The 21,375-nt window shown below is 65.1% G+C and carries 20 protein-coding genes and 1 pseudogene; 5 read left to right on the top strand and 16 right to left on the bottom strand.

The genetic code is table 11. From position 1 onward, the window contains the following. Positions 1-37 precede the first annotated feature (37 nt). Together QFZ40_RS06750 and clpS are read right to left on the bottom strand one after the other, a co-directional pair. Positions 38-605, bottom strand: a pseudogene (locus tag QFZ40_RS06750) (DUF2017 domain-containing protein). After that, entirely contained in the window at positions 598-984 is a 387-nt protein-coding gene (clpS, locus tag QFZ40_RS06745; protein ID WP_306903534.1) for an ATP-dependent Clp protease adapter ClpS, read from the bottom strand. The pseudogene QFZ40_RS06750 and the gene clpS overlap by 8 nt, the downstream one beginning before the upstream one ends. Before the next feature lie 76 nt (positions 985-1,060). On the opposite strand from clpS, the gene QFZ40_RS06740 reads away from it, so the two are divergent. Next, entirely contained in the window at positions 1,061-2,389 is a 1,329-nt protein-coding gene (locus QFZ40_RS06740) for a nicotinate phosphoribosyltransferase (RefSeq protein WP_306903532.1), read from the top strand. Continuing rightward, entirely contained in the window at positions 2,389-3,027 is a 639-nt protein-coding gene (locus tag QFZ40_RS06735; RefSeq protein WP_306903531.1) for an isochorismatase family protein, read from the top strand. The genes QFZ40_RS06740 and QFZ40_RS06735 overlap by 1 nt, the downstream gene beginning before the upstream one ends. Before the next feature lie 12 nt (positions 3,028-3,039). Here the strand turns inward: QFZ40_RS06735 and QFZ40_RS06730 are convergent, their stop codons facing one another. The 8 genes from QFZ40_RS06730 to QFZ40_RS06695 form a co-directional block, all read right to left on the bottom strand. After that, a complete protein-coding gene (locus QFZ40_RS06730) occupies positions 3,040-4,830 on the bottom strand; it encodes a DEAD/DEAH box helicase (RefSeq protein WP_306903530.1) in 1,791 nt (596 codons plus the stop codon). Further along, positions 4,830-5,171 carry a DUF3039 domain-containing protein gene (locus tag QFZ40_RS06725; RefSeq protein WP_066292415.1) on the bottom strand — a complete coding sequence of 114 codons (342 nt, stop codon included), beginning with the start codon at positions 5,169-5,171 and terminating at the stop codon, positions 4,830-4,832. Before QFZ40_RS06725 ends, QFZ40_RS06730 begins: the two co-directional genes overlap by 1 nt. 121 nt (positions 5,172-5,292) lie before the next feature. Then, positions 5,293-6,075, bottom strand: coding sequence for a glucosamine-6-phosphate deaminase (gene nagB, locus QFZ40_RS06720; RefSeq protein WP_306903529.1), 783 nt, complete (start codon positions 6,073-6,075; stop codon positions 5,293-5,295). A 51-nt stretch (positions 6,076-6,126) separates the two neighbouring features. Continuing rightward, a complete protein-coding gene (locus QFZ40_RS06715; protein ID WP_306903528.1) occupies positions 6,127-7,698 on the bottom strand; it encodes a transporter in 1,572 nt (523 codons plus the stop codon). Further along, positions 7,680-8,474 (bottom strand): ABC transporter ATP-binding protein, encoded by a 795-nt coding sequence (locus QFZ40_RS06710; RefSeq protein ID WP_306903527.1) that lies wholly within the window; start codon positions 8,472-8,474, stop codon positions 7,680-7,682. Before QFZ40_RS06710 ends, QFZ40_RS06715 begins: the two co-directional genes overlap by 19 nt. Positions 8,475-8,548: 74 nt before the next feature. Then, positions 8,549-9,646 (bottom strand): NADH:flavin oxidoreductase/NADH oxidase, encoded by a 1,098-nt coding sequence (locus tag QFZ40_RS06705; RefSeq protein ID WP_306903526.1) that lies wholly within the window; start codon positions 9,644-9,646, stop codon positions 8,549-8,551. Further along, entirely contained in the window at positions 9,646-10,647 is a 1,002-nt protein-coding gene (locus QFZ40_RS06700) for a tetratricopeptide repeat protein (RefSeq protein WP_306903525.1), read from the bottom strand. The genes QFZ40_RS06705 and QFZ40_RS06700 overlap by 1 nt, the downstream gene beginning before the upstream one ends. 64 nt (positions 10,648-10,711) lie before the next feature. Further along, the gene (locus tag QFZ40_RS06695; RefSeq protein WP_306903524.1) at positions 10,712-12,472 is read right to left on the bottom strand and encodes a hypothetical protein; all 1,761 of its coding nucleotides are present in this window, start codon (positions 12,470-12,472) and stop codon (positions 10,712-10,714) included. Positions 12,473-12,680: 208 nt separating this feature from the next. Here QFZ40_RS06695 and QFZ40_RS06690 point away from each other — a divergent pair, with 208 nt between their 5' ends. Continuing rightward, positions 12,681-13,991: an AI-2E family transporter gene (locus tag QFZ40_RS06690; RefSeq protein ID WP_373427400.1), complete on the top strand. Its 1,311-nt coding sequence runs from the start codon at positions 12,681-12,683 to the stop codon at positions 13,989-13,991. A gap of 12 nt (positions 13,992-14,003) precedes the next feature. Here QFZ40_RS06690 and QFZ40_RS06685 read toward each other — a convergent pair whose 3' ends face one another. Together QFZ40_RS06685 and QFZ40_RS06680 are read right to left on the bottom strand one after the other, a co-directional pair. After that, complete coding sequence (locus QFZ40_RS06685; protein WP_306903523.1) at positions 14,004-14,804, bottom strand: alpha/beta hydrolase; 801 nt, start codon at positions 14,802-14,804, stop codon at positions 14,004-14,006. Between the two features lie 59 nt (positions 14,805-14,863). Then, positions 14,864-15,220: an ATP/GTP-binding protein gene (locus tag QFZ40_RS06680; RefSeq protein WP_306903522.1), complete on the bottom strand. Its 357-nt coding sequence runs from the start codon at positions 15,218-15,220 to the stop codon at positions 14,864-14,866. Positions 15,221-15,321: 101 nt separating this feature from the next. Here QFZ40_RS06680 and nucS point away from each other — a divergent pair, with 101 nt between their 5' ends. Together nucS and QFZ40_RS06670 are read left to right on the top strand one after the other, a co-directional pair. After that, entirely contained in the window at positions 15,322-16,017 is a 696-nt protein-coding gene (nucS, locus tag QFZ40_RS06675; protein ID WP_306903521.1) for an endonuclease NucS, read from the top strand. A 330-nt stretch (positions 16,018-16,347) separates the two neighbouring features. Then, the gene (locus QFZ40_RS06670) at positions 16,348-16,551 is read left to right on the top strand and encodes a cold-shock protein (RefSeq protein ID WP_011692441.1); all 204 of its coding nucleotides are present in this window, start codon (positions 16,348-16,350) and stop codon (positions 16,549-16,551) included. A 235-nt stretch (positions 16,552-16,786) separates the two neighbouring features. On the opposite strand, the gene QFZ40_RS06665 is transcribed toward QFZ40_RS06670, so the two are convergent. Genes QFZ40_RS06665 through QFZ40_RS06650 form a run of 4 tightly spaced genes read right to left on the bottom strand, consistent with a single transcriptional unit; the run spans position 16,787 to position 21,375 of the window. Further along, the gene (locus QFZ40_RS06665; protein WP_306903520.1) at positions 16,787-19,336 is read right to left on the bottom strand and encodes a bifunctional lysylphosphatidylglycerol flippase/synthetase MprF; all 2,550 of its coding nucleotides are present in this window, start codon (positions 19,334-19,336) and stop codon (positions 16,787-16,789) included. Further along, positions 19,333-20,643, bottom strand: coding sequence for an alpha/beta hydrolase (locus tag QFZ40_RS06660; RefSeq protein WP_306903519.1), 1,311 nt, complete (start codon positions 20,641-20,643; stop codon positions 19,333-19,335). Before QFZ40_RS06660 ends, QFZ40_RS06665 begins: the two co-directional genes overlap by 4 nt. 5 nt (positions 20,644-20,648) lie before the next feature. Further along, positions 20,649-21,080 (bottom strand): DUF2550 domain-containing protein, encoded by a 432-nt coding sequence (locus tag QFZ40_RS06655; RefSeq protein WP_306903518.1) that lies wholly within the window; start codon positions 21,078-21,080, stop codon positions 20,649-20,651. A 10-nt stretch (positions 21,081-21,090) separates the two neighbouring features. Next, positions 21,091-21,375 carry a F0F1 ATP synthase subunit epsilon gene (locus QFZ40_RS06650; protein WP_306903517.1) on the bottom strand — a complete coding sequence of 95 codons (285 nt, stop codon included), beginning with the start codon at positions 21,373-21,375 and terminating at the stop codon, positions 21,091-21,093.

Genomic DNA, 21,375 nt, shown 5'->3' with positions numbered 1-21,375 from the left:
ACCGTTCCGCACACTGGAGGCCGGGTGAACCGGCAGCTCACGTCCGGGAGTCCAGCGTCTGGAGCATCGCCTGCACCAGGGACTCCTGCAGCCAGGTGGCGAAGTTGTAGACCAGGGCGAGGTAGCTTTCCACGTCCTCGGCCTGGGACCAGTCCTGCATGAGGTGGACATGCTCGGCGTCCTCCTCATCCCGGATGTCCAGGCGCTCAGCCAGCACCAGGCGGACGTCGTTCAGGGCCATCGACCAGTGCCGGGCACCCTCCGGGGTCAGGACGATTTCGTCCTTGTCCAGATCAAGCGCGGCAGCCCGCAGGGCGCCGATTTTTGTTTCCCGCAGCGAACGCTCCGTCAGCTGGCGGAATTCCAGGGACGCGCCGTCGTCGTTCTTCATGACGTTGGGCAGGAGCCGCTTGACGGCCCGGTCCGTAGGTTCACGGACATCCATGTCCAGCCCGATCATGGCGGCCAGCGGATCCTGGTTGCTGCGGTCCTCCGGCTGAAGCATGGAGATGACGTCGTCGATCAGGCTGCGGAGCAGCTCGCGTTCGGTTGGCTCAAGGAAGCCGGTGATGCCCTTCAGGCCGTTGTTTGAATGCCTTAGCCACGTTTTCCCCTGCCCTGCCCCGAACCGCCGGACTTCCCCGGCTTGCCGCCCTGGCCGCCGCTGCTTGCCTTCTCCACTGTGGCCCACAGGCCGAAGCCGTGCATGGCCACGGCATGCCGCTCGACCTGCTCCTTGCTGCCGTGGGCAACAATGGACCGGCCCTTCTTGTGGACCTCCATCATGAGTTTGTTGGCTTTGCTCTCGGTAAAGCCGAAGTAGCTCTGGAACACATAGCTCACATAGCTCATCAGGTTGACGGGATCATTCCAGATCACCAGGTTCCAGGGGATGTCCGGTGCGGTCAGGGAATCCGAGGACGCCTCTGTGCCGGTCCGGGTGCCCTCCTGCGTATCGGGGCCGAGCGCAACGCTTAAGGTCATCTGTCCATTCTATGGGGAGGGCCCCGCGGCGAAGCGAAGCGAGACGCGGGAGCCGGTGGGGACTAGAGTGAATTTTGTGAGTACCTCTGCCGGCTGGGACCCTCCCCGCACGTCTTTTTACACAGACCACTACGAGCTGACCATGCTGCAGGCCTCGCTTCACTCAGGCGCCGCGCACCGCAGGTCGGTCTTTGAAGCGTTCGCGCGGCGGCTTCCGGAGGGGCGGCGGTACGGGATCGTCGGAGGTACGGGAAGGCTGCTGCAAGGCATTGCCGACTTCCGTTTCGGCGAGGCCGAGCTGGAGTTCCTGGGACGGAAGGGCATAGTCAATTCAGACACCCTGGACTACCTGGCCGGTTACCGGTTCTCCGGGGATATCTGGGGATATCCGGAAGGCGAAGCCTACTTTCCCTATTCGCCGGTCCTGATCGTCGAATCCACGTTCGCCGAGGCCTGCATGCTGGAAACCTACGTGCTTTCCGTCCTGAACCACGACAGCGCCATAGCGTCGGCAGCGTCACGGATGATCACTGCCGCAGGCAACCGCCCCTGCATCGAGATGGGTTCCCGGCGGACGCACGAGGAGTCGGCCGTGGCTGCCGCCCGGGCCGCGGTGATCGCCGGGTTCGACAGCACGTCCAACCTCGAGGCCGGCATCCGGTACGGCATCAAGACCGTCGGCACCGCTGCGCACTCCTTCACCCTGCTCCATGACACCGAACGGGACGCTTTCGAGGCCCAGGTGGCCTCGCTGGGAGCCGGGACGTCCCTTCTCGTGGACACCTACGACGTCGAGACAGCGGTCCGTTCGGCGGTGGAGCTGGCCGGCCCCGGGCTCGGAGCGGTGCGCCTTGATTCCGGCGACCTCGTGGCGCAGGCTCAATGGGTCCGCCAGCTGCTGGACGAGCTGGGCAACGAGAACACGAAGATTGTGGTGACGTCCGACCTTGACGAGTTCGCCATCGCGGCTCTTCAGTCCGCTCCCGTCGACTCGTACGGCGTGGGCACGTCGCTGGTGACGGGTTCCGGCGCGCCGACGGCCAGCATGGTCTACAAGCTCGTCAGCCGCACCGACGATGCAGGCAACTTCCTTCCGGTGGCAAAGGCGGCCAAGAACAAAACCAGCACCGGCGGCCGCAAGTACGCGCTCCGGAAACTGGACGAGCACGGCGTCGCGACGCAGGAAATCGTAGGAATCGGACACCACCCGGAAGACGACGGGAACGACCGGCCGCTGCTCCAGCAGTTCATGAAGAACGGCGAACTGCTGCCCGGGTGGACAGGTCATGAAGGTGTGGTCCGCGCCCGGCAGCGGCACGCGGACACCATGGCGGAACTGCCGGCTGTGGTCAACCGCCTCCAGCGGGGCGACGGCGCCATCCCCACGATCTATGAGGAGAACTAATGTCCCGTGCCCTGATCATCGTTGACGTCCAGAACGACTTCTGCGAGGGCGGCGCCCTGGCCGTGGAGGGCGGGGCCGGTGCGGCGGCCGCCATCAGTGACTACGTAGATGCCCACCACGGCGAGTTCGACCATATCGTCGCCACCCAGGACTGGCACATCGACCCGGGTACGCATTTTTCGGAGACGCCTGACTTCAAGGACAGCTGGCCCCCGCATTGCGTCGCCGGCACCCGCGGCGCGGAGCTCCACCCGGACCTGGACACCGAATACATCCAGGCCTACTTCCAGAAGGGACAGTTCGCCGCCGCATATTCGGGCTTCGAGGGCCTCCTGGCACCCGAGGACGCGGTTCCCACCGGAGAACGCCAGCCGGGAGCGGCCCCCGACGACCTCAGCCCGGATAATTTCCCGCCGTCGGACGAAGCCATCGGCCTCGATGACTGGCTGCAGAGCCACGACGTTGAGGACGTGGTGGTGGTGGGAATCGCGACGGACTATTGCGTGATGGCCACCTCCCTGGATGCAGTGCAGGCAGGCTACTCGGTAACTGTCATCCGTTCGCTGACCGCCGGTATCGCAGACGACCTGGAAGACGCCATTGCCGAGATGGAGCTCGGCGGAGTGGACATCGCCTGAGGCACCCCCGGACTATTTCCGGCCGATAAACCAGTCCTGGAGCTTCCGCAGCCTGGACTGAAGCTGCTCCTCATTGGCCTGCGCCACAGGCGGGCCGCCGCAGACCGTCCTGAGCTTGGTGTGGACCACCCCGTGCGGGGTACCCGTCCTGGCGGACCAGGCGGCTACATTCTTGGCCAGCTCATTGCGCAGGTCCATCAGCATCCGGTGGTCGGGGATGGCAGGGACTGCGCCGGACGCCTCGGCGGCCCCTGCAGGGAGCTTCCGGTTTTTCCGGTTCAGTTGTTCGTGCTGGCGCTGCCGCAGGAGGGTACCCACCTGCTCTGCGTCCAGCAGGCCGGGGATGCCCAGGAAATCGAGTTCGTCCTCGGAGCCCACTTCTCCCCCGGTGCCGAACTCGCCGCCGTCGAACAGGACCCGGTCAAATGAAGCCTGCGAGTCCAGGGCTTCGAACTTGCCCTTGGTGAGGCTGTCGGAGGCCTTGTCCTCGCGGTTGGCCTCCGCCATCAGTGAATCTTCCGGATTGAAGAGGCCGTCGCCGTCCTCCTTCTCCGGGCGGTCCAGGGCGTGATCCCGTTCCGCTTCCATGGAGTTGGCCAGCGCCATCAGCTGCGGGACCGATGGCAGGAAGACCGACGCCGTTTCGCCCCTTTTGCGGGCACGCACGAAGCGGCCGACAGCCTGGGCGAAGAACAACGGGGTTGATGTGGACGTCGCATAGACCCCCACGGACAGCCGGGGAACGTCCACGCCTTCGGACACCATCCGGACGGCCACCATCCAGCGCTTGTCGCTCGCCGTGAATTCTTCGATCTTGCTGGAAGCTTTGGCATCATCGGAAAGGATCACCGTGGGCGATTCGCCCGTGATCCTCTTCAGCTGCCCCGCGTACGCCCTGGCGTCATCATGGTCGGTGGCGATCACCAGGCCGCCGGCGTCCGGGACAGTCCTGCGCACCTCGCTGAGGCGTTTATCCGCACCCGCAAGGACGGCGGGAATCCACTCTCCGGTGGGATTCAGGGCCGTCCGCCAGGCCTGCGAGGTGATGTCCTTCGTGACGGCGGCCTCGCCCAGGGAGGCGGCCATCTCCTCCCCCGCGCTGGTGCGCCAGCGCATCTGGCCCGAGTAGGCCATGAACATGACCGGCCGCACCACATGGTCCCGCAGTGCATTGCCGTAGCCATAGGTGTAATCGGCCTTAGAGCGCCGGATGCCGTCCCGGTCCTCCGCATATTCAACGAAGGGAATGGGGGAGGTGTCCGAGCGGAACGGCGTGCCGGTCAGCGAAAGCCGCCGGACGGCGGGGTCAAAGGCCTCCCGCAAACCATCACCCCAGGAGAGTGCCTCGCCGCCGTGGTGGATCTCATCCAGGATCACCAGGGTGCGCGCCGCTTCCGTCTTGGCCCGGTGCAGCAGGGGTTTGCTGGCAACCTGCGCATACGTCACGGCAACCCCGACAAAGCCGCGGCCGTGCTGCCCGTCGGAGTTCCTGAAGTTGGGGTCGATGGCGATGCCCACCCGCGCGGCAGCGTCCGCCCACTGCCGCTTCAGGTGGTCCGTCGGCGCAACGATGGTGACCCGGTTGACCGCACCGGATTCGATGAGCATGGATGCCACTTTCAGCGCGAAGGTGGTCTTGCCGGCCCCAGGCGTGGCAACTGCCAGGAAATCCCGAGGGGCCGCTTTGTTATAGAGGTCGAGCGCTTCCTGCTGCCAGGCACGGAGTTTCTGGGCGGTTCCCCAGGCTGCACGTTCCGGATAAGCCGGAGGCAGGGTGGGACCGCCAAAGAGCGTTTCCGTCACTACTTGTTGTTGCCCGAGTCCCCTCCGGGACCCTTGCCGCCGTCGTTGCCCGGGCGGAGGCCTTCATAAACCTCTTTGCACATCGGGCATACCGGGAACTTCTGTGGATCCCGGCCCGGCGTCCACACCTTGCCGCACAAGGCAATGACAGGCTCACCCGTCAGCGCGGATTCCATGATCTTTTCTTTGCGAACGTAGTGCGAGAAGCGTTCCCGGTCGCCGGGCTCCACTTCCTGGCGCAGTTCCTCGCGCTCAATGGTGGCCGTGGACGTTCCAGCCCCGGAAAGCTCGCGCATCGGGTCGTTTTCGAGAGGGTCCGTCATGCTAGTCATGGCATCCATCTTAGCCTTTCCGTCCGGCGGTCGCCCGACGCCGGCGGGCCGTTTTGCTGTCAGCGCCGGGGCGGCCAGCCAGCCGCCGTCGCAGGTTTTTGTGCCGCTTGCACCGCTAGAGCCCCTGCGCCTATAGTCCCTGCCAGGGGGGTTTGTTGTCGTAGGTGTGCCGGTAAAAATCGGCAAGCTTCAAAGACGATGCCGCCGCCTCATCCAGCAGGACTGTGGCGTGGGGATGGAACTGCAGCACCGAGGCGGCGCAGATTGCTGCAACCGGCCCTTCCACGAAGTCCCGGACTGCCTGTGCCTTCTGCGCACCGGTCGCCACCAGCAGTACATGCCTGGCCTCGAGGATGGTGCCCAGGCCCTGCGTCACCACGTGGTGCGGGACCTCGGCCATGCTGTTGAAGAACCGGGCGTTGTCGCGCCGCGTCTGTTCAATCAGGCTTTTAATACGCGTCCGGGACGCGAAGGACGAACCAGGTTCGTTGAAGCCGATGTGGCCGTCTGTTCCCACCCCCAGGATCTGGAGGTCCACGCCGCCGAGGGCCTGGATCAGATCCTCGTAGGACTGGCATGCCGCAGGGAGGTCAGCGGCGGCACCGTCCGGACTGTGGACGTTTTCCGGCAGGATATTCACCCGGCTCGTGAATTCGCGGCGGATGACCTCGCGGTAGGACTCCGGATGGCCCGGCGGCAGGCCGACGTATTCATCCAGGGCAAAGGCATGGGCCTGGCTGAAGTCCAGCCCGTCGCTTTCGTGCCTGGCCGCGAGCTCATCGTAGATCGGCAAGGGCGAGGATCCTGTGGCCAGTCCCAGGACTGCGTCCGGCTTGCCCCGCAGTAGCGACTCGATGGCGTCGGCCGCCAGTTTACCGATCTGTTTGGTGCCCGGAAGAATAACGACTTCCATGCTCGGCCGCCTTTCTGGTGGGGGTTGCTGGTGGTGGAATCAGCTGTTAAATCAGCGGTTAACGGTCAGTTGCGCCAGCAGTTCGGGTCCGCGCGCATCGAGCCACCGTCCGCCCAGCCGGACTCCCGCCATAAACAGAACCAGTCCCAGTATCAGGCCCACTGCGAGATTGATCCATCCGAACAGCGCATTGCCTGTGAAAAGCTGCGCGACGAGGAGGGCCGCTTCGGGCAGCACCAGGAGCGCGAGGATGCCCATGCCTGCAAACTGCACCGCCATCGTCTGGCCAACGTTGCCCGGCGGCTTCTTGAAGGGGCTGTCCCCCGGCAAGGGAACCGCAACGGTGTAGCGGGCAGATACGACCGACGACAGGCCCAGGCCGGTGAACAGGATCCCGAGGCTCAGTCCCAGCCGGCCGGGCAGTTGCTCCCAGCCTCCGCTGAATGCCAGGTGCCCCATAGCGAAAATCAGGACCACCGGCAGTGCGAAAGCCAGGCAGGCAAGGGCCCGGCCCAGCCTGTCATCCCTGCCGCGGACCCCGGTGGCCAGATGCAGCGCAAAGGCCGTGTTGTCATACGAGACGTCAGCGGAGATGGACCAGGCCAGCAGGAAAGCAGCCAACGGAGCGGCGAAGGCCAGGGTGCCGTAGTCACCGGACTGGCTGCCCTGGAACAGCAACAGGACGGGCAGCAGCGGAACAACCACCAGTGAGCCTGCGTAGCGCGGATCCCGGAGCCAGTAGGTCAGCGACCGGGCGGTCACGGCGCCTACAGGCGTTGCCGGGAGAAGCGCGAACAGTCCCATTTTCCCGCCCTTCCGGCTCCCGCTTCCGGCGTACGGCGGATTGACCAGTGCGCGTTCCAGCAGGAGCTTCCAGCACCAGGCAAGGCCAGCGAGGGTGGACAGGGCGATAAGCAGCTTGGCTGCCGCCTCGCCGGGCCGGCCGGCGGCAAGGTCGCCGCCCAGGGCCCAGGCGGCGCCGAGCGGTGTCCAGGCCAGGGTCCGGGCGAGATCCGGGAGGAAGCCGGCGGAAGCAGAGACGCCCCTGGAGACTCCTGCCACGATGGGGCCCATCAGGACCAGGGGCACCATGAAGGCTATGCCGCTGGCGTCCTTGAACCGGCGGGATGCAGCAAGGCTGGCGGTTGCCGTGGTCACCACTTTGGACAGGACAATGCAGCTCAGAACGCCAAGGCAGGCACCCGTCAATGCCCCAATAGCGGGAAACGCTCCGCGGGACCAGGTCCACACGGTGGCGAGCGCCACGAGGGCTGTGGCCAGGCCAGGGATCCCGATCAGCCCGCCGAGGGCCAGCCCTGCCAGCATCTGTGGCATGGGAATGGCGAACGTGGTGAAGCGCGCAGGATCGAGGGTCATGTCGGCTGCCGACGCCACCACGGGAATGATGCCCCAGCCCAGGATGGCGGCGGAACCGCCCAGCACAACGGCGGTCTGGGCGAGCCCGTCGTCCGCCTGTCGGAGGATGACCAGTGCAGCAACGAGGGCGGCGACGAGCCCGAGGGCATAGAGGCCGCCAAAAACCATCCCTACCAGCTGCCACGGGCTGCGGCGCAGGCCGTTGCGGAGGAGCGTCAGCTTGAGCCTCAGAAGGTGCGCAACCATTCCAGTCCCTCCGTATGGTTGCGGCCGCCCACCAGTTGGACGAACCGGTCTTCCAGGGAGGCACCAGCGCGGACCTCGTCCACGGTCCCGGCAGCCAGCAGGCGGCCCGCGGCCACCACCGCAACATGGTCGCACATGCGCTGGACCAGATCCATGACGTGGCTGGAGATGATGACTGTCCCGCCGGAGGCAACGTAGCGGTCCAGGATGGCCCGGATATTGGACGCGGACACGGGATCCACCGATTCGAAAGGCTCGTCGAGTACCAGCAGGCGCGGAGCGTGGATCAGGGCGGAAGCGAGCGCAATCTTTTTCGTCATGCCTGCTGAATAGTCCACGACGAGGGTTCCGGCGTCCTGCCCCAGGTCCAGGGCTGCCAGGAGTTCGGGCACGCGGGAGGACACCACGTCCCGGTCCATCCCCCGCAGCAGCCCGGCGTAGCTCACCAGCTGGGCACCGGTCAGCCGGTCAAAAAGCCGGACTCCGTCAGGGAGGATGCCCATCAGCTTCTTGGCCTCAAGCGGCCTGGCCCAGACATCGACGCCGTGGACCACCGCGGTGCCGAAATCGGGACGCAGAAGTCCCGTTGCCATGGACAGCGTGGTGGTCTTGCCCGCGCCGTTAGGCCCGACGATGCCAAAAAACGAGCCTGCCGGCACATCAAGGCTGATTCCGTCAACGGCGATTTTCGCGCCGAATCTCTTGGCGAGGCCACGGATGGACAGGGCGGGAACCGGGCCGGCGTGCACCACCGGATCAGGATGCGGAGCAGTCATATTGCCACCCTAGACCTACCCTCCCGCCGAGAGGGTAGTCCCGAAGGAGTAGGAACGGTGGAGTATGGGATAGCTCAGAAGGAACGCCGCGGCACGGCCCTTTCATACTGGGGAGGCCAGGGCAGGTCATGGCCCAGTTCAAAGGCGGCACGCAGCCACCAGTGCGGGTCCCGCAGGGCAGCCCGGGCAATGAAGACGCCGTCAGCCTGGCCTGTGGCGACTGCATGTTCGGCCTGCCCCGGGGAGGTCAGCAGGCCCACTGTTCCGGTCGGAACACCCGTCTCGCGCCGGATCCGGGCAGAGAACTCGGTCTGATAGCCCGGACCTGGCCTGATCTCCTGGTGGGCCACTGCTCCCCCGCTGGACACGTCCACCAAGTCGACACCGTGTCCAGCCGCCTGCGCGGCCAGGCGGATGGAGGCCTCGATATCGATCCCGCCGGCCACCCAGTCGGTCGCGGATATCCTCAGCAGGAGCGGCATGGACTCGGGGATGACCTCCCGCACGGCATCAATCACGGCTAGGATCAGCCGGTTCCGTCCCGCCTCATCGCCGCCCCAGGAATCGGTACGGGTGTTGATCAGCGGGCTCTGGAACTGGTGCAGCAGGTAGCCGTGGGCAGCATGCAGTTCCACGGTGTCAAAGCCGGCGTCGACGGCCCTGACCGCTGCGGCGGCAAAGTCGGAAATAACGTCCCGGATCTGTTCCTCGGTCATCGCCGCCGGCTCGGCGTACCCGTCAAACGCGGACGGCGACGGCCCCACGGTGGCCCAGCCGCCGTCGGACTCGGGAACACTTCCACTCTTCCCGGAGAACGGCCAATAAGTGGAGGCCTTGCGTCCGGCGTGGGCGAGCTGTACGCCGATCCTGGCATCGGCGGCACCGTGCCTGTGCACGAATCCGGTGATCCTCTGCCACGCCTCCGCCTGCGCGTCGTTGTACAGCCCGGCATCCCGGGGGCTGATCCGGCCCGCCGCATTCACCGCCGCCGCCTCGGTAAGGATCAGCGCGGCTCCGCCGGCGGCGAAGGAGCCCAGATGCATCAGGTGCCAGTCGTTCGGAACCCCTGGCTCGCCGTCGGGCCCGCAGCTGTACTGGCACATGGGCGACACCCAGCCGCGGTGCCGGAGCTCCAGGGAGCGCAGCTTCAGCGGCGTGAAGAGCGCGGACACTAGAAGAGCACCCTCGCCAGCCCCTGCCGGGCCTTCGCCACGCGCGGGTCGGTGGCGCCCACCACGTCGAAAAGCTCCAGGAGCCGGACGCGGGCAGTTTCGCGCTCCGGGCCGAAGTTGCGGCCAATGAAGCTGACCAGCCGGTTCAGGGCGTCTTCCACGTGCCCCCCGGCGACGTCCACGTCCGCTATGCGGAGCTGGGCCTCAAGATTGTCGGGTTCATCGGCGGCGAGAGTGCGCAGCGCCTCTGAATCCTGTGCGGACAGCGACTGAAGCCGTGCCATCAATTCCACCTGCGCCAGCCCGGCCTTGGCCTCGGCATCAGCCGGCATCTCCAGCAGCGCCTGGCGGTAGGCTGCGGCAGCGGCCTCATAGTCCCCTGCTTCGATGGCTTCGAAGGCTGCCTGGTGCAGCGGGGGAAGCGGGGCCGGCCCTGCCGCTTCCGGAGCCCCGCCGCCAAGGCTTCCGTTGACGCCGTTGGCGGCAGCCACTTTCAGCAGTTCATCAAGGAGGCCGCGCACCTGCACTTCGTCGGCACTGCCCTGGAACAGCGGCACCGGCTGGCCCTTGAGGACGGCCACGGCGGTGGGTACAGCCTGGACCTGGAACGCCTGCGCCAGCTGCGGAAAGGCGTCGATGTCCGCGGCCGCCAGTACCAGGCGGCCGGCGTAGCTTTCCACCAGCCGCTCCAGGGTGTCCAGCACGTGCGTGGATTCCGGCGAGTAGGCAGCCCAGAGCGCAAAGACCACGGGGACCTGGGCGGACAACTCCACCAGTTCCTGGAAGTTGCCTTCCGTGACGTCCACCCGCAACTGCCGGGTGCCGGCGTCGGAGGTCCCGGTGTCCGCTGAACTGCCGGGACCGGCTGTGGTTCCCGGACTGGTTCCCCCGCCCGCCGGTGGCGCAGGACGCTGTTTCAGTGAGGAAAGGTCGACGGCGCCGCGCAGGTTAAGCGTGCTGGCAGCGGCTGGAGGGACAGGTCGGGAAGCAGGCGAACTCATGCTTTCCACTCTAGCCACTCCGGCCGCCGCCAGGGGAAACAACGTCCCTTCCGCAAACTGCTGCCTACTTGAAGCTTGCGCCCACCAGCCCGCGGGTAGCGGCGACCAGCTTCATCGGATCAGTGGATCCGGCGGGCGGAATGTAGACGCCCACCGTTTCGGCAAAGCTCAGAACCATTCCCGTGGTGGTTTCCTTGCCGCCCGCGAGGGCTGCCGCATCGTCCCCGATGGTCAGTTTGTCGCCGGACGCCTTGGGTGTGCCGTCAAAACCGAAGTTGAGGCGTCCCAGCACAAGGGCTCCGCCGTCAGCCGTCCGGAATACCACGGTATTTTCCGGTACCACCTTGTGGGTGAAGGAGAAGTTGCCGTTCTCGCCCGACTTCACCACTTCAGCCTGGTAGGACAGGGTATCGGCGATGTACGGCGAGGACTGGCCTTCCACGAGCTTGTCCTTGAAGCTCGAATCCGGTGTGGTGAGGCGGTCAGCAAGGCCGGACAGGGCCTCTTCGCCGCTGTAGAGCAGGCCTGTTTTGTCATTCGCCGCCAGCGAGTCGGTTCCTCCCCGGTTGATGGACGGGAAGGTGGTGCCTGGCTGGAGCGGGGTGGTGCCGATCAGCTTGTAGTTATCACGGGGAGTGAGCTGGATCAGTGTCAGCAGCTGCGGCACCACGTTCCCGTCGCCCTGGGTGACTGCCAGGACAGACCTCGGCCAGTCCCGCTTGCTGGTGACCACAGTGGTGAGGAGCTTCGTCGAGCGCACCGGCATCCGTGCCTCGTAGGAACCCACCTGTGAACGGATCTTGTAGTTCTGGCTTCGGACCTCAAGTTCGGTTCCGGCCAGGCGGTCGGTGAGCTTGCTGGCATCCTTGGCCGCATCTCCGGCGTCGGTGGCGCTGGATACCTGCTCCAGGATGCGCCTGAACTGGGCATCAAGGAGGACCGGGGAGGCAGGGGCCGCGGCAGCCTGGGAGGCGCTCGCGCTGGAATCCGTGGCGGGAGCCGGGGCGGGCGTCGTGGTGGCATTGGCCGCCACAACACCTGTTCCGGCTACGACAGCTGCGGTCAGAGCGGCGGTGACTACGGCGGTGAAAGGAGACTTGGACGCGCCGGACCCGGACGTGGCACTGGATCCGGCTCCGCCCACGGTGCCGGCGCTTGCGGAAGACCTGCCCTCGGCCCTGGCGCGGGCCCGCCTGGCGAACCGGCTTCCTGCCCCGCCGTCGCCGTCGGGCCTGCGGGCAAAGAGGACAGCCAGCGCGATGCCGGCAAGGATCAGCATCCCGCCGATGACCATCAGCGGGATGGCCCATGGGGTGGAGGTATCGTTCGCGAATGTCATGGAGATGGATGAAGGTGCCGGCTTTGTGCCGTCCGAAGCAAGGAGCAGGGACCATTCGCCGTCTGCGGGAGGGGACCAGGAGTAGTCCAGCTCACCGCTTGCATTTTCGCTGGAAACCCAGAGATCGGAGCCGGCAGGGCTGGGCGCGGCGGCCTCGCCGTCCGTGTGTTCCACCTGTAGCGACTTCCGGTCTTCGGAAACCCCGCTGACGGTGTTGTGGGCTGTCTTGCCCACCCACGCATCCACGTCATCAGGCCGGCCGGCGGCCAGGATGAAGTTGCCGTCGCCCTTGACGTTGATCTTCACCTTGTCACCGTGGAGCGAACGCAGCTTCTGGTCAATGACCGTCAAAGGTGCGCCCGCGGCGTCGGCGGGGGCGGAGGCAGTGAAGGTCTCCGAGGGAGCCCAGATGGTTTTCTGGCCGATACCGGCCAAAAGTGTCAGGAGGCCGAGCAGCACAAGTGCGACTGCAGTCTTGAAACGCAAAGGAAACACCTATCATCAGCGGGGGTTTACCTTCAATAGTAACCGTTTTGTTACCAATAGCTCAGTTCGGCCGCCGGGGACCACGCCCGCAGGGTCCTGGTAGCGGCTCCCCTCCCCGCTGTTGACAAGGCTGCTGATAGTGTTTGCGATGATCATCACATAGGCCCGCAGCCGCGGTGCCACGCACGGAACAGGCCCCAGAAACGCAGTGACTGACAAGACGGATGAGTTCCCCGCGGGACAGGAAAATTCCCCCGCCACCGACTCCCGGGAGGCCACGCCGCCCCGGCCCACAGCGGGCAGGCGCGCGGGATCCGCTGCTGCCGGGCTGCTGGCCCTCGTGCGCCGCCTGCGCCAGCCGCTCCCGGGAGCGCAGCCCCGGCTCCGTTTCGAGATGCCGCCGGAGTATTCCCAGCATGAGGAAGCCGACGCGGAAGAGTCCACCACGGAAACGCCGCAGTTCGGCAACCCGGGACCCCGGATGTCCGCCCAGCACCCGCTCTACCTGGGATTCATGGGGACGGTCGGGGTGGGACTGGCCCTGTTGGTGTACTGGATCGGTTCCAACACCACCCAACTTCTACTCTGGATTGTCGCGGCCCTCTTCATCGCCCTTGGCCTGGAACCTGTTGTTGGCTGGATGGAGAGCAGGAGGATTCCGCGTCCGGTCGGCATCCTGGTGGCCGTGTCAGTACTGGTCAGCGCAGTCGCAGGTTTCTTTGCGACGCTGATCCCCACCATCGTGGAACAGGTCACTGAGATCGTAAAGCAGGCTCCGGTCTGGGTCCGGGATTTCATTGACTCCGATCTGTTCCGCAGCCTGGATGACCAGTTTGGCCTGCGGGACCGCATTAATGAAGAACTGGACAAGTTCGTCAAAGATCCCGATGCCGTAGGAGGCATCTTCGGTGGAGTGGTGGGCTTCGGCTCCGTCCTGGCCAACGGACTCTTCGGCACCCTGATCGTGCTTGTGCTGAGCCTGTACTTCCTGGCGGCGCTCCCGGCCATGAAGAAGTGGGGTTACCGGCTCGCGCCGCGCTCACGCCGCGCACGAGTGCAGGCACTTTCCGAGGAAATCACCCGCTCGGTCGGAAACTATGTGATCGGTCAGGCCTGCGTGGCCTTGCTGAACGCCGCGTTCGCGTTCATCGTCATGACCATCCTCGGCATCCCGTTTGCGCTCCTCCTGGCCTTCGTGGTTGCACTCCTGGCGTTCATTCCCCTGGTCGGCGGAATGATCGCGGCCGTTGTGGTGCTCCTGGTGTCGCTGACCGAGGGGTGGCAGACGGCTGCCATCTATGCCGTCTGCTACTTCGCTTACCTGCAGTTCGAGGCGTACTTCATCTCGCCCCGCATCATGCAGAAGGCGGTGGCCGTGCCGGGCGCCGTGGCCGTCATCTCCGTCATTGCCGGGGGCAGCCTGCTGGGCGTCCTTGGCGCGCTGATCGCCATCCCAACGGCTGCTGCCATCCTGCTGCTGATCAAGGAGATCTACATCGTGCGCCAGGACAAGCACTAACCCCGATAAGGTCTAGGCGGCCGCTGTGGCCACCGGACCTTCCCACTCCTGGGGAAGCCCGGCCGGACCCGCGCCGGCCTCGGTCACCACGTCCACGATCTCGTTGAGCACACGGGCGGCATGCTTCTCACCCACCCAGAGGTGCTTGGCGCCGTCGACCCCCACCACCCGGGCCTGGGGAACCAGGCTGAAGCGCTCAGCGGCGGCGGCCGGCCGCAGGTAGTCATCATGCTCAGGCACGAGGACCGTCAGTGGCTTGCCGGATTCGGCCCATTTCCGGAGGTGCGCGTCAGTGGCCCGGTGGAGCGGCGGTGAAAGCAGCACTGCCCCCTCCACCTGCGAGGCTACGGGTTCCACGGCCCCGTACATGAGCGCCAGCTCAGTCCCGAAGGACCAGCCGACCAGCCAGCGGTTGGGCAAGTGCCGTTCGACGGCGAAGCGCACCGCTGCCTCCACGTCGAAGCGCTCGCCAATCCCTTCTTCGAAGGATCCGTCGCTGGTACCGCGCGGCGACGTCGTTCCGCGGGTATTGAACCTGAGGACCGCCACGCCAGCGAGCGCCGGGAGCCGGTAGGACGCCTTGCGATACACATGGGAGTCCATGAAACCGCCGTGCGTGGGCAGCGGGTGCAGGGTAATGAGGGTTGCCAGGACCGGGCCGGATTCCGGCAAGGCGAGCTCCCCCACCAGGGTGTGCCCGTCCTCGGTATGGAGTTCCACGTTTTCGCGCCTGGCTGGCAGGACAGTGGACGCGCGGATGGGTGAGGGACCTGCAGGCTGGCTGAATTCGTACGACGCCGGATCAAAAGTCATGCCTGCCAGCTTAGCGACTCGCCGGGCACCGGCCGGCGTTTCGGCCATGCCCTGGAGCCTCAGCGGTAGCGGTAGCTCCGCGACACCCAGCAGTTTGTGTGCCAGTGCCGGCGTTCAGCCAGGCCGGCGGCCGCACCGAACAGGTGGTCGTCCTTCCACACCACCAGATGGGCGACCCTGGGCGGCACGGGCATTGAGCAGCCGGGGCAGATGTAGGTCTTTTCCGCGTTCCGGGCGGTCATGGTCCTGACCATCCACTCACCGTCCGGTGCAATTTCACGGCGGGCTATGCCTGCCCGCGCACGCTCGAGGTCGAGTTCGGGCACTTCCCCGTTCCCCTTCTTGCCGGCTGCATTGCCTGCTGGTCCCCCGCCCTTTCCCGGAACGGAACGGCGGGGACGGTTGGAGCGCGGCATGCCTCTATTCTGCCTCAGCAAGGTGCCTGCCCGTGCCCCAGGGGTAGCCGGCATGCCAGCCCTGCCCGGCCGGCTCTTGATGAACCGGTAGTCTGTACGGCGTGCGACTTGTCATAGCCCGATGCTCCGTTGATTATGTTGGCCGGCTCAAAGCCCATCTCCCCCTTGCCACCAGGCTCCTGCTGGTGAAAGCTGACGGGTCGGTGCTGGTGCATTCAGACGGCGGCTCCTACAAGCCGCTGAACTGGATGAGCCCGCCGGCCACACTTCGGGTCTCCTCCCCCGAGGACATCGACCTGGAGCTCGGGGTCATCGAGCAGTGGACGGTACAGTCCGCCAAGACGGACGACCGGCTCATCATCAACATCCACGAGCACCTCCATGAGTCCTCCCATGACCTCGGCGTTGACCCCGGACTCATCAAGGACGGCGTGGAGGCGGACCTGCAGAGGCTGCTGGCTGAGCAGATTGAAACCCTGGGCTCCGGCTTCTCACTGATCAGGCGTGAATACTTCACCGCCATCGGCCCGGTTGACATCCTGGCCCGTGACGCCGACGGAGCCACGGTGGCGATCGAGCTCAAACGCCGGGGCGATATCGATGGCGTTGAACAGCTGACCCGCTACCTTGAACTGCTGAACAGGGATCCGCTCCTTGCCCCTGTGCGGGGAATATTTGCGGCACAACAGATCAAGCCACAGGCCAAGGTCCTGGCCAATGACCGCGGAATTGACTGCATCACCCTGGACTACGACGCCATGCGCGGAGTGGACGACAGCGAGTCCCGCCTGTTTTGAATCGCCGGATCCATTTCGGAAGTCTGTCCACGAGTCTGTGCGAAGATCGCCTCCCGAAGGCCCGCCATACCCCTGACGAGGGCGTTCACTCGCTTTTTACCCAAAATTTATCGGATTAGCCGCTTAGACCGTTGACCTGACGGAACTGTCGTGAAATTCTTATCTAAGTCTTTGTGTAGGTGTTTTTCATGCTCGCAAGACATGTTGCGAGCGCGAAGCTCCTGCAGCGCAGGTTCCAGTAACCGGCAATCCAGGATTCTTCTCGCGGAGTGACCAAGTCCAGCACGAGGTGTGCTGGACTTAGACAAGTTCCACAATGAGGAGAAATAAATGGCACAGGGAACCGTAAAGTGGTTCAACGCTGAAAAGGGCTTCGGCTTCATCACCCCGGATGACTCCGATGGCGATGTCTTCGTTCACTACTCCGAGATCCAGACCGGTGGCTTCAAGACCCTCGACGAGAACCAGCGCGTTCAGTTCGAAATCGGTCAGGGCGCCAAGGGTCCCCAGGCTACTGGTGTAACGCTGGTCTAGTACTTCGACGGACGGACGCGCATAGGCGCCCTTCCTCGAATTATTGGTCCCCCGCATTCGTGTGGGGGACCACTTTTTGCCCGTTGACTGTCCGTTATTTGTGATGCTGAGCTATTGCCCCGCTAACGCATTACTCCCGGCGACCGGACCAATGTCCGGGAACTGGTCTGGTCAATTGATATTGCCGAGACATAAGTTGTCACAAATGTTTTCAAAACCTGAACTATCAAAGCCCTCAACTCACCCGTCCACGTAGAAGCCGGGCGCCCTGCCGGAGCGAGAGCCCGGGCAGGTAGGCACGGGTCAGGGCCCGGCCGATGGCCGGCAGCTGCAGCGGATCCTGGTAATACAGGTAAAGGGTGCGGTAGTCGGGCTTGAAACGCGATTTGAATGCCGCCAGGGAACGGAACCCGTAAACCGGCTCTAACGCGTGGCCGACGACGTCCAGGATGCGGAGCAGGTTTTCGGCGGGCATGTTCTCCCGGGGCTCCCCCGCCTCCTGTTCATCGGGAAGCTGGGCCAGCGGAGATCCGGAAAGGGAGATGACGCCCACCGTTTTCCGCAATTCCAGGACTGCTGACGCGATCAGGAATTCCATGACGCCCGGAAACCCCTCTGGTGCCCGGCGCATAACATCCAGCGTACGGCTGACCAGCGTGCCGCCGTCGTACACGGGAAGCCAACTGGTGACGCCATGCACGTTGCCCTCACCGTCCACAGCAAGGCAGCACAACACCTCGTCGTCCATCAGTTCATCAACGCCGCCCAGTGTAAAACCCATTTCCGGAACGGATTTGGCGGCGGCCCAATCTTCCGACACCTCACTGAGCCGGGCACGAAGAGCAGCCGGCAGCCCGTGGTAGGTTCCCCAGACCGCCTTGACGCCGAGCTTCTCCGCCCGGTTCAGGGCAGTGCGGACGTTCTGCCACTCCTTGCCCTTGAACTCGAGCTCCCTCACGGCGAGCCTGGTCTCCTGCGCCACGGCCACCCGACGGAAGCCCCGCGCATGGAGCAGCGGCCACAAGCCGTCACCGCAGGAGTAGAACGCCGGAATGAGGGCATGGCTGCCGCAATGGGCCAGAAATCCTTCGGCCACGGCCTGATGGTTTTGCCGGGGGCCGAACGGGCCTGCAAGTGTGAGCGCGACACTTCCATGCTGCTGGTACGCCACGGCACCCCCGCCGTCGGGACTGAACCAGTATCTGTTGGGCTCCCAGAGTGCCATCCAGGACAGCGAATCCCCGCCCTGGTGCAGGAAGGCCCGTGCCATCGCGCGCCCGCTCCCGCCGGAATCGCTATTGTGGTGGCGGCCCAGCAGCACCCACCAGACTCCTGCCAGGGCGACCAGCCAGAAGACCGGCCCGGAATAGGCAAAGATGACAGATTCCAGGCTGTTGCGGTCGGCGAACACCCGCCGGTACAGGTTGGGGAGCGGAATCGGAAGGTACTGTCGCGACAGCTCCGCAAGCAGGCCCAGCAGTCCTCCATCACGCGACATGCCTCCGGCCGCCGCCCAGGCCAGGGCATAGCTGACCGAGAAGACCAGCCACACGCCGCCCACCACGGCAGCAAGCATCCGGCGGGCAGATGGAACGGTCTCCACCCTGAACTGGCGGCGGTTGGCCCACAAAAGAACTGCCAGCAACAACGGCACTGTCACCAGCGGAAGGATGTGGGCAAAACCGGAGCCCATGGCCGCAGTATGCGGGCGCGTCGGATAATGCGGGATCAGGGCGAACAAGCCAAGGTAGACAGCTGCCAATGCTGCAACTGCCAGTTGGAGGACCAGGGTGATGTTCAGGGCCATCCTGCGGCCGCGGCGCATCCCGTCAGCGCAGATCAGCAGCAGGACCACGGGAACCACGGCAAGCGCGAGTCCGAAGGGCCCTGCGAAGCCTTGCCGTCCGGCTTCCAGGCAGGATGCCTCCACGGTCGCGCCGCAATTGAACTCAAGCTGGCTCAGCGTAGGCAACGGGTTCAGGACCACGTCGCGCAGCATGGCCAGCGGACCCGTGGGCGTCGCTGCAACAGCCGTCAGGATGGGGCCCACGGCGAACACAGCGGCGGTCATGGCCAGGAGGTTCCTGGTCTCGCGGCCGGTTGAGCGGGGCAGGTGCAACTGGCCGTGCTCGCCGCGCATCCACCACGCTGCCCCGAGGCCCAAAACCGCACCCAAAAAGCCAATCACCGTCTCGGCGTGCCCCACATAGAGAACCAGCAGCAGGGATATGGAAAGCACTGTGGTCCTGAGTCTCCGCGTCCAAAGGACCGGGAGCCGGCCGCTCGCGGCCAGGGACACGGTCAGGACGGCTGCATAGGGGCCAATCAGGCTGTTGTCCGCCATGAGTCCAAGCCAGCCGTCCCCCGTGTAGCGCGCCACCTGGGTGAGCAGGAGGAAAACGGTGACGGAAGCGAACTGGCCGCCAAAGAACAGCACTGCAGTGGCAAGCGCCCCCAGCCTCTTCTCCGCCACGCCGACGAGAACGAGGATCATCAGGGATGCCGCAAGGTAGGCGAGGGGGTTCGTGGCAAAGAACAGCGATGTGAAGATGGACCACCAGTAGCCGGACTTCAGCCCCGGCCCGCTGACGGCAGCAACGTCAAGCATTGATTCCGGCGGACCGCCCAGGAAGCTGCCGGTGATCGCGCCCGTGAGGAGGAAGACAGCGAGCAGAGCAAGGGTGAACGGCACTGAACGCAGTCGCGCCACGGCCCTGCGAAGCGCGGGCCGGCCCACGGTCGCCCACGCCAGTCCGGCCGTTCGGATTCCGCCCCCGGCGGTCACGTCTTCAGCCCCCAACGGTCGGCCAGGAACGCCAGGCCGTCCGCCATTCCCTTGGATGGCGTATCCCAGGAATGGCCGGCAAACTGCACCCGCTTCGACTCGACCCTGAACCCGGCTTTTTGGGCGGCGTCGGACAAGGTCTTCATATATCCAATGAACTCCGGGTCACGCTCGCCGGCCGCGAAGTAGGCTGCGCTGGAATCGAAATGCGACTTTGCCATCACGGCCAGGGGCGTCTGCCGGTCAAAGGCGGCAGTGTCCCCCGGGAATGAGGCGTCGACGGTCTTCTGCCGCTCCTTGGCAAGGGCTGGTTCCAGCTCGCTCGAAAACGCCAGTACAGAACGGTAGACGTCCGGATGCCGGGTACCCATCTGGAGTGCGCAGGTTGCGCCAAAGGAAAATCCGCCCACAGCCCAGTGGCGGTGGTCAGGGCTGACATCCAAAGTGTTAGCGATCCAGGCGGGCACATCCTTGGATAAGTAGGTGTCAGCATGAGCGATCCTGCTGTCCAGGCAGAGTGTATTTGCCTGCTGGGAACCGTTTGGATCCGCCACCACAACAACTGGCGCCACCCCGCCGTGAGCGGCGGCAAAGTCATCCATGTGCGCTCGAAGGGCTCCCCCGGACAGCCAGTCGGCCGGGCCACCAGGCTGGCCCGAGAACAGGAGCAGCACGGGAAGCGCAGGCCGGTTGGCTGCAAAATAGGCGGGCGGCAGGTAGAGGTAGGCGTCACGGGTGGACAGGCCGGAAGCCGTGCCGGGAATATTTGCCTTCCGCAGCGCACCCTCCTTCGGGAGCTCACTGCTCGGCTGCCAGCCGTTGAGCGGGACGGCAGCCGCGGCGCCCGGCTGGTGCGTGAGGGCAGGCTCCAGCGTGCTGATCCTGGCTACGGCAGTGCCCATGAGGTCGCTCACCGTCCGATTGAGGCCGAAGTAGGCATTGACCTGTACCGTGCACAGCAGCCCCACGAGTACGAAGGCCACCAGCCCCAGGCTTCGCTGCCGCCATGAACTCCGCGGCAGCCGCAGGAGCATGAGGACCAGGGCGGCGACTGCGGGGACGCACCAAGTGAGGACTTCAAGGGGGATATTTTCAGGAAAGGTGGAGAAGTAGTCAATCAATGCCCAGTGCACAATGGCCACGACGACGGCACCTGCGATGACGGAGGAAACCACGTTCACCAGCGAGCGGCGGGTACTCAGAGCGGGGGTGGGCCAGGTGAGATAGAGTGCTGCAGCCGCACCGAGGATCCAGGCAGCCCAGAGAACCGGACCATCGGTCAGGCGCACATCGGCGACAAAATCCACGACGGTTAGCGCCAGGTACCCACGCCGATGACCGGCCCGGCCTCAAGCCAGGAGGACAGCCCGGTATAGGCGTCGAACTTCATTGCCAGCTTCAGATCCTGGCCTTCATAACTCAGCTCCACGATCACGACGTCGGGCTGGACCTTGACGGCCTCAGCCTCCGTCGGGTTGCGGCGCCCCAGGAGTTCAAGGGAACTCCGTTTGAACCGGTGTTTGGGCCGGACGCTCAGCGAGAGCAGCCGGAACCATTCCAGATCGTTGTCCTGATAACGACAAACCCCCATCTGCCAGCTGTTTCCAGCCATGCAAATGGAGGCGTCCACTGTGCCCAGGGCGCGCCGCAGATTGAAGCGGCGCACCCCGGAAAGACACAGTGCAAATATCAGCAGTCCGAATGTGACTGCCAGTGCGATGAACGGAAGACTCGGAGCGTCCATCAAGGTCGTGCTAGCGGATCCCAGCAGTAGCCGCGTCACCCAGCTGGGCGTTGTCAGCAACAATAACCACGCGATCGTTGTCGACGGAGAAGAATCCGCCGTCAACAACTACGGCAATACGGTCACCGGAAACCGGCTGGATCGCCAGTTCACCTTCGGCCAGGATCGCCAGCAGGGGCGAGTGGCCGGGCAGGATTCCGATTTCACCATCGCTGGTGCGGGCCTTGACCATCTTGGCCGCTCCGGACCACACAAAGTGGTCCGCTGCGACAATCTCAACCTCAAGCTCAGCCAT

The sequence above is a fragment of the Arthrobacter pascens genome (assembly GCF_030816475.1).
In the GTDB taxonomy this organism is placed as follows: domain Bacteria; phylum Actinomycetota; class Actinomycetes; order Actinomycetales; family Micrococcaceae; genus Arthrobacter; species Arthrobacter pascens_B.
The sequence above is the reverse complement of the archived record's forward strand: the minus strand, read 5'-3'. Positions and strand labels throughout refer to the sequence as shown.

What these genes read in the sequence shown, in the direction of transcription:
- clpS (WP_306903534.1), bottom strand. Translation starts at nt 984, where the DNA reads ATGACCTTAAGCGTTGCGCTCGGCCCCGATACGCAGGAGGGCACCCGG.
- QFZ40_RS06735 (WP_306903531.1), top strand. Translation starts at nt 2,389, where the DNA reads ATGTCCCGTGCCCTGATCATCGTTGACGTCCAGAACGACTTCTGCGAG.
- QFZ40_RS06725 (WP_066292415.1), bottom strand. Translation starts at nt 5,171, where the DNA reads ATGGATGCCATGACTAGCATGACGGACCCTCTCGAAAACGACCCGATG.
- nagB (WP_306903529.1), bottom strand. Translation starts at nt 6,075, where the DNA reads ATGGAAGTCGTTATTCTTCCGGGCACCAAACAGATCGGTAAACTGGCG.
- QFZ40_RS06715 (WP_306903528.1), bottom strand. Translation starts at nt 7,698, where the DNA reads ATGGTTGCGCACCTTCTGAGGCTCAAGCTGACGCTCCTCCGCAACGGC.
- QFZ40_RS06710 (WP_306903527.1), bottom strand. Translation starts at nt 8,474, where the DNA reads ATGACTGCTCCGCATCCTGATCCGGTGGTGCACGCCGGCCCGGTTCCC.
- QFZ40_RS06700 (WP_306903525.1), bottom strand. Translation starts at nt 10,647, where the DNA reads ATGAGTTCGCCTGCTTCCCGACCTGTCCCTCCAGCCGCTGCCAGCACG.
- QFZ40_RS06685 (WP_306903523.1), bottom strand. Translation starts at nt 14,804, where the DNA reads ATGACTTTTGATCCGGCGTCGTACGAATTCAGCCAGCCTGCAGGTCCC.
- QFZ40_RS06680 (WP_306903522.1), bottom strand. Translation starts at nt 15,220, where the DNA reads ATGCCGCGCTCCAACCGTCCCCGCCGTTCCGTTCCGGGAAAGGGCGGG.
- QFZ40_RS06670 (WP_011692441.1), top strand. Translation starts at nt 16,348, where the DNA reads ATGGCACAGGGAACCGTAAAGTGGTTCAACGCTGAAAAGGGCTTCGGC.
- QFZ40_RS06655 (WP_306903518.1), bottom strand. Translation starts at nt 21,080, where the DNA reads ATGGACGCTCCGAGTCTTCCGTTCATCGCACTGGCAGTCACATTCGGA.
- QFZ40_RS06650 (WP_306903517.1), bottom strand. Translation starts at nt 21,375, where the DNA reads ATGGCTGAGCTTGAGGTTGAGATTGTCGCAGCGGACCACTTTGTGTGG.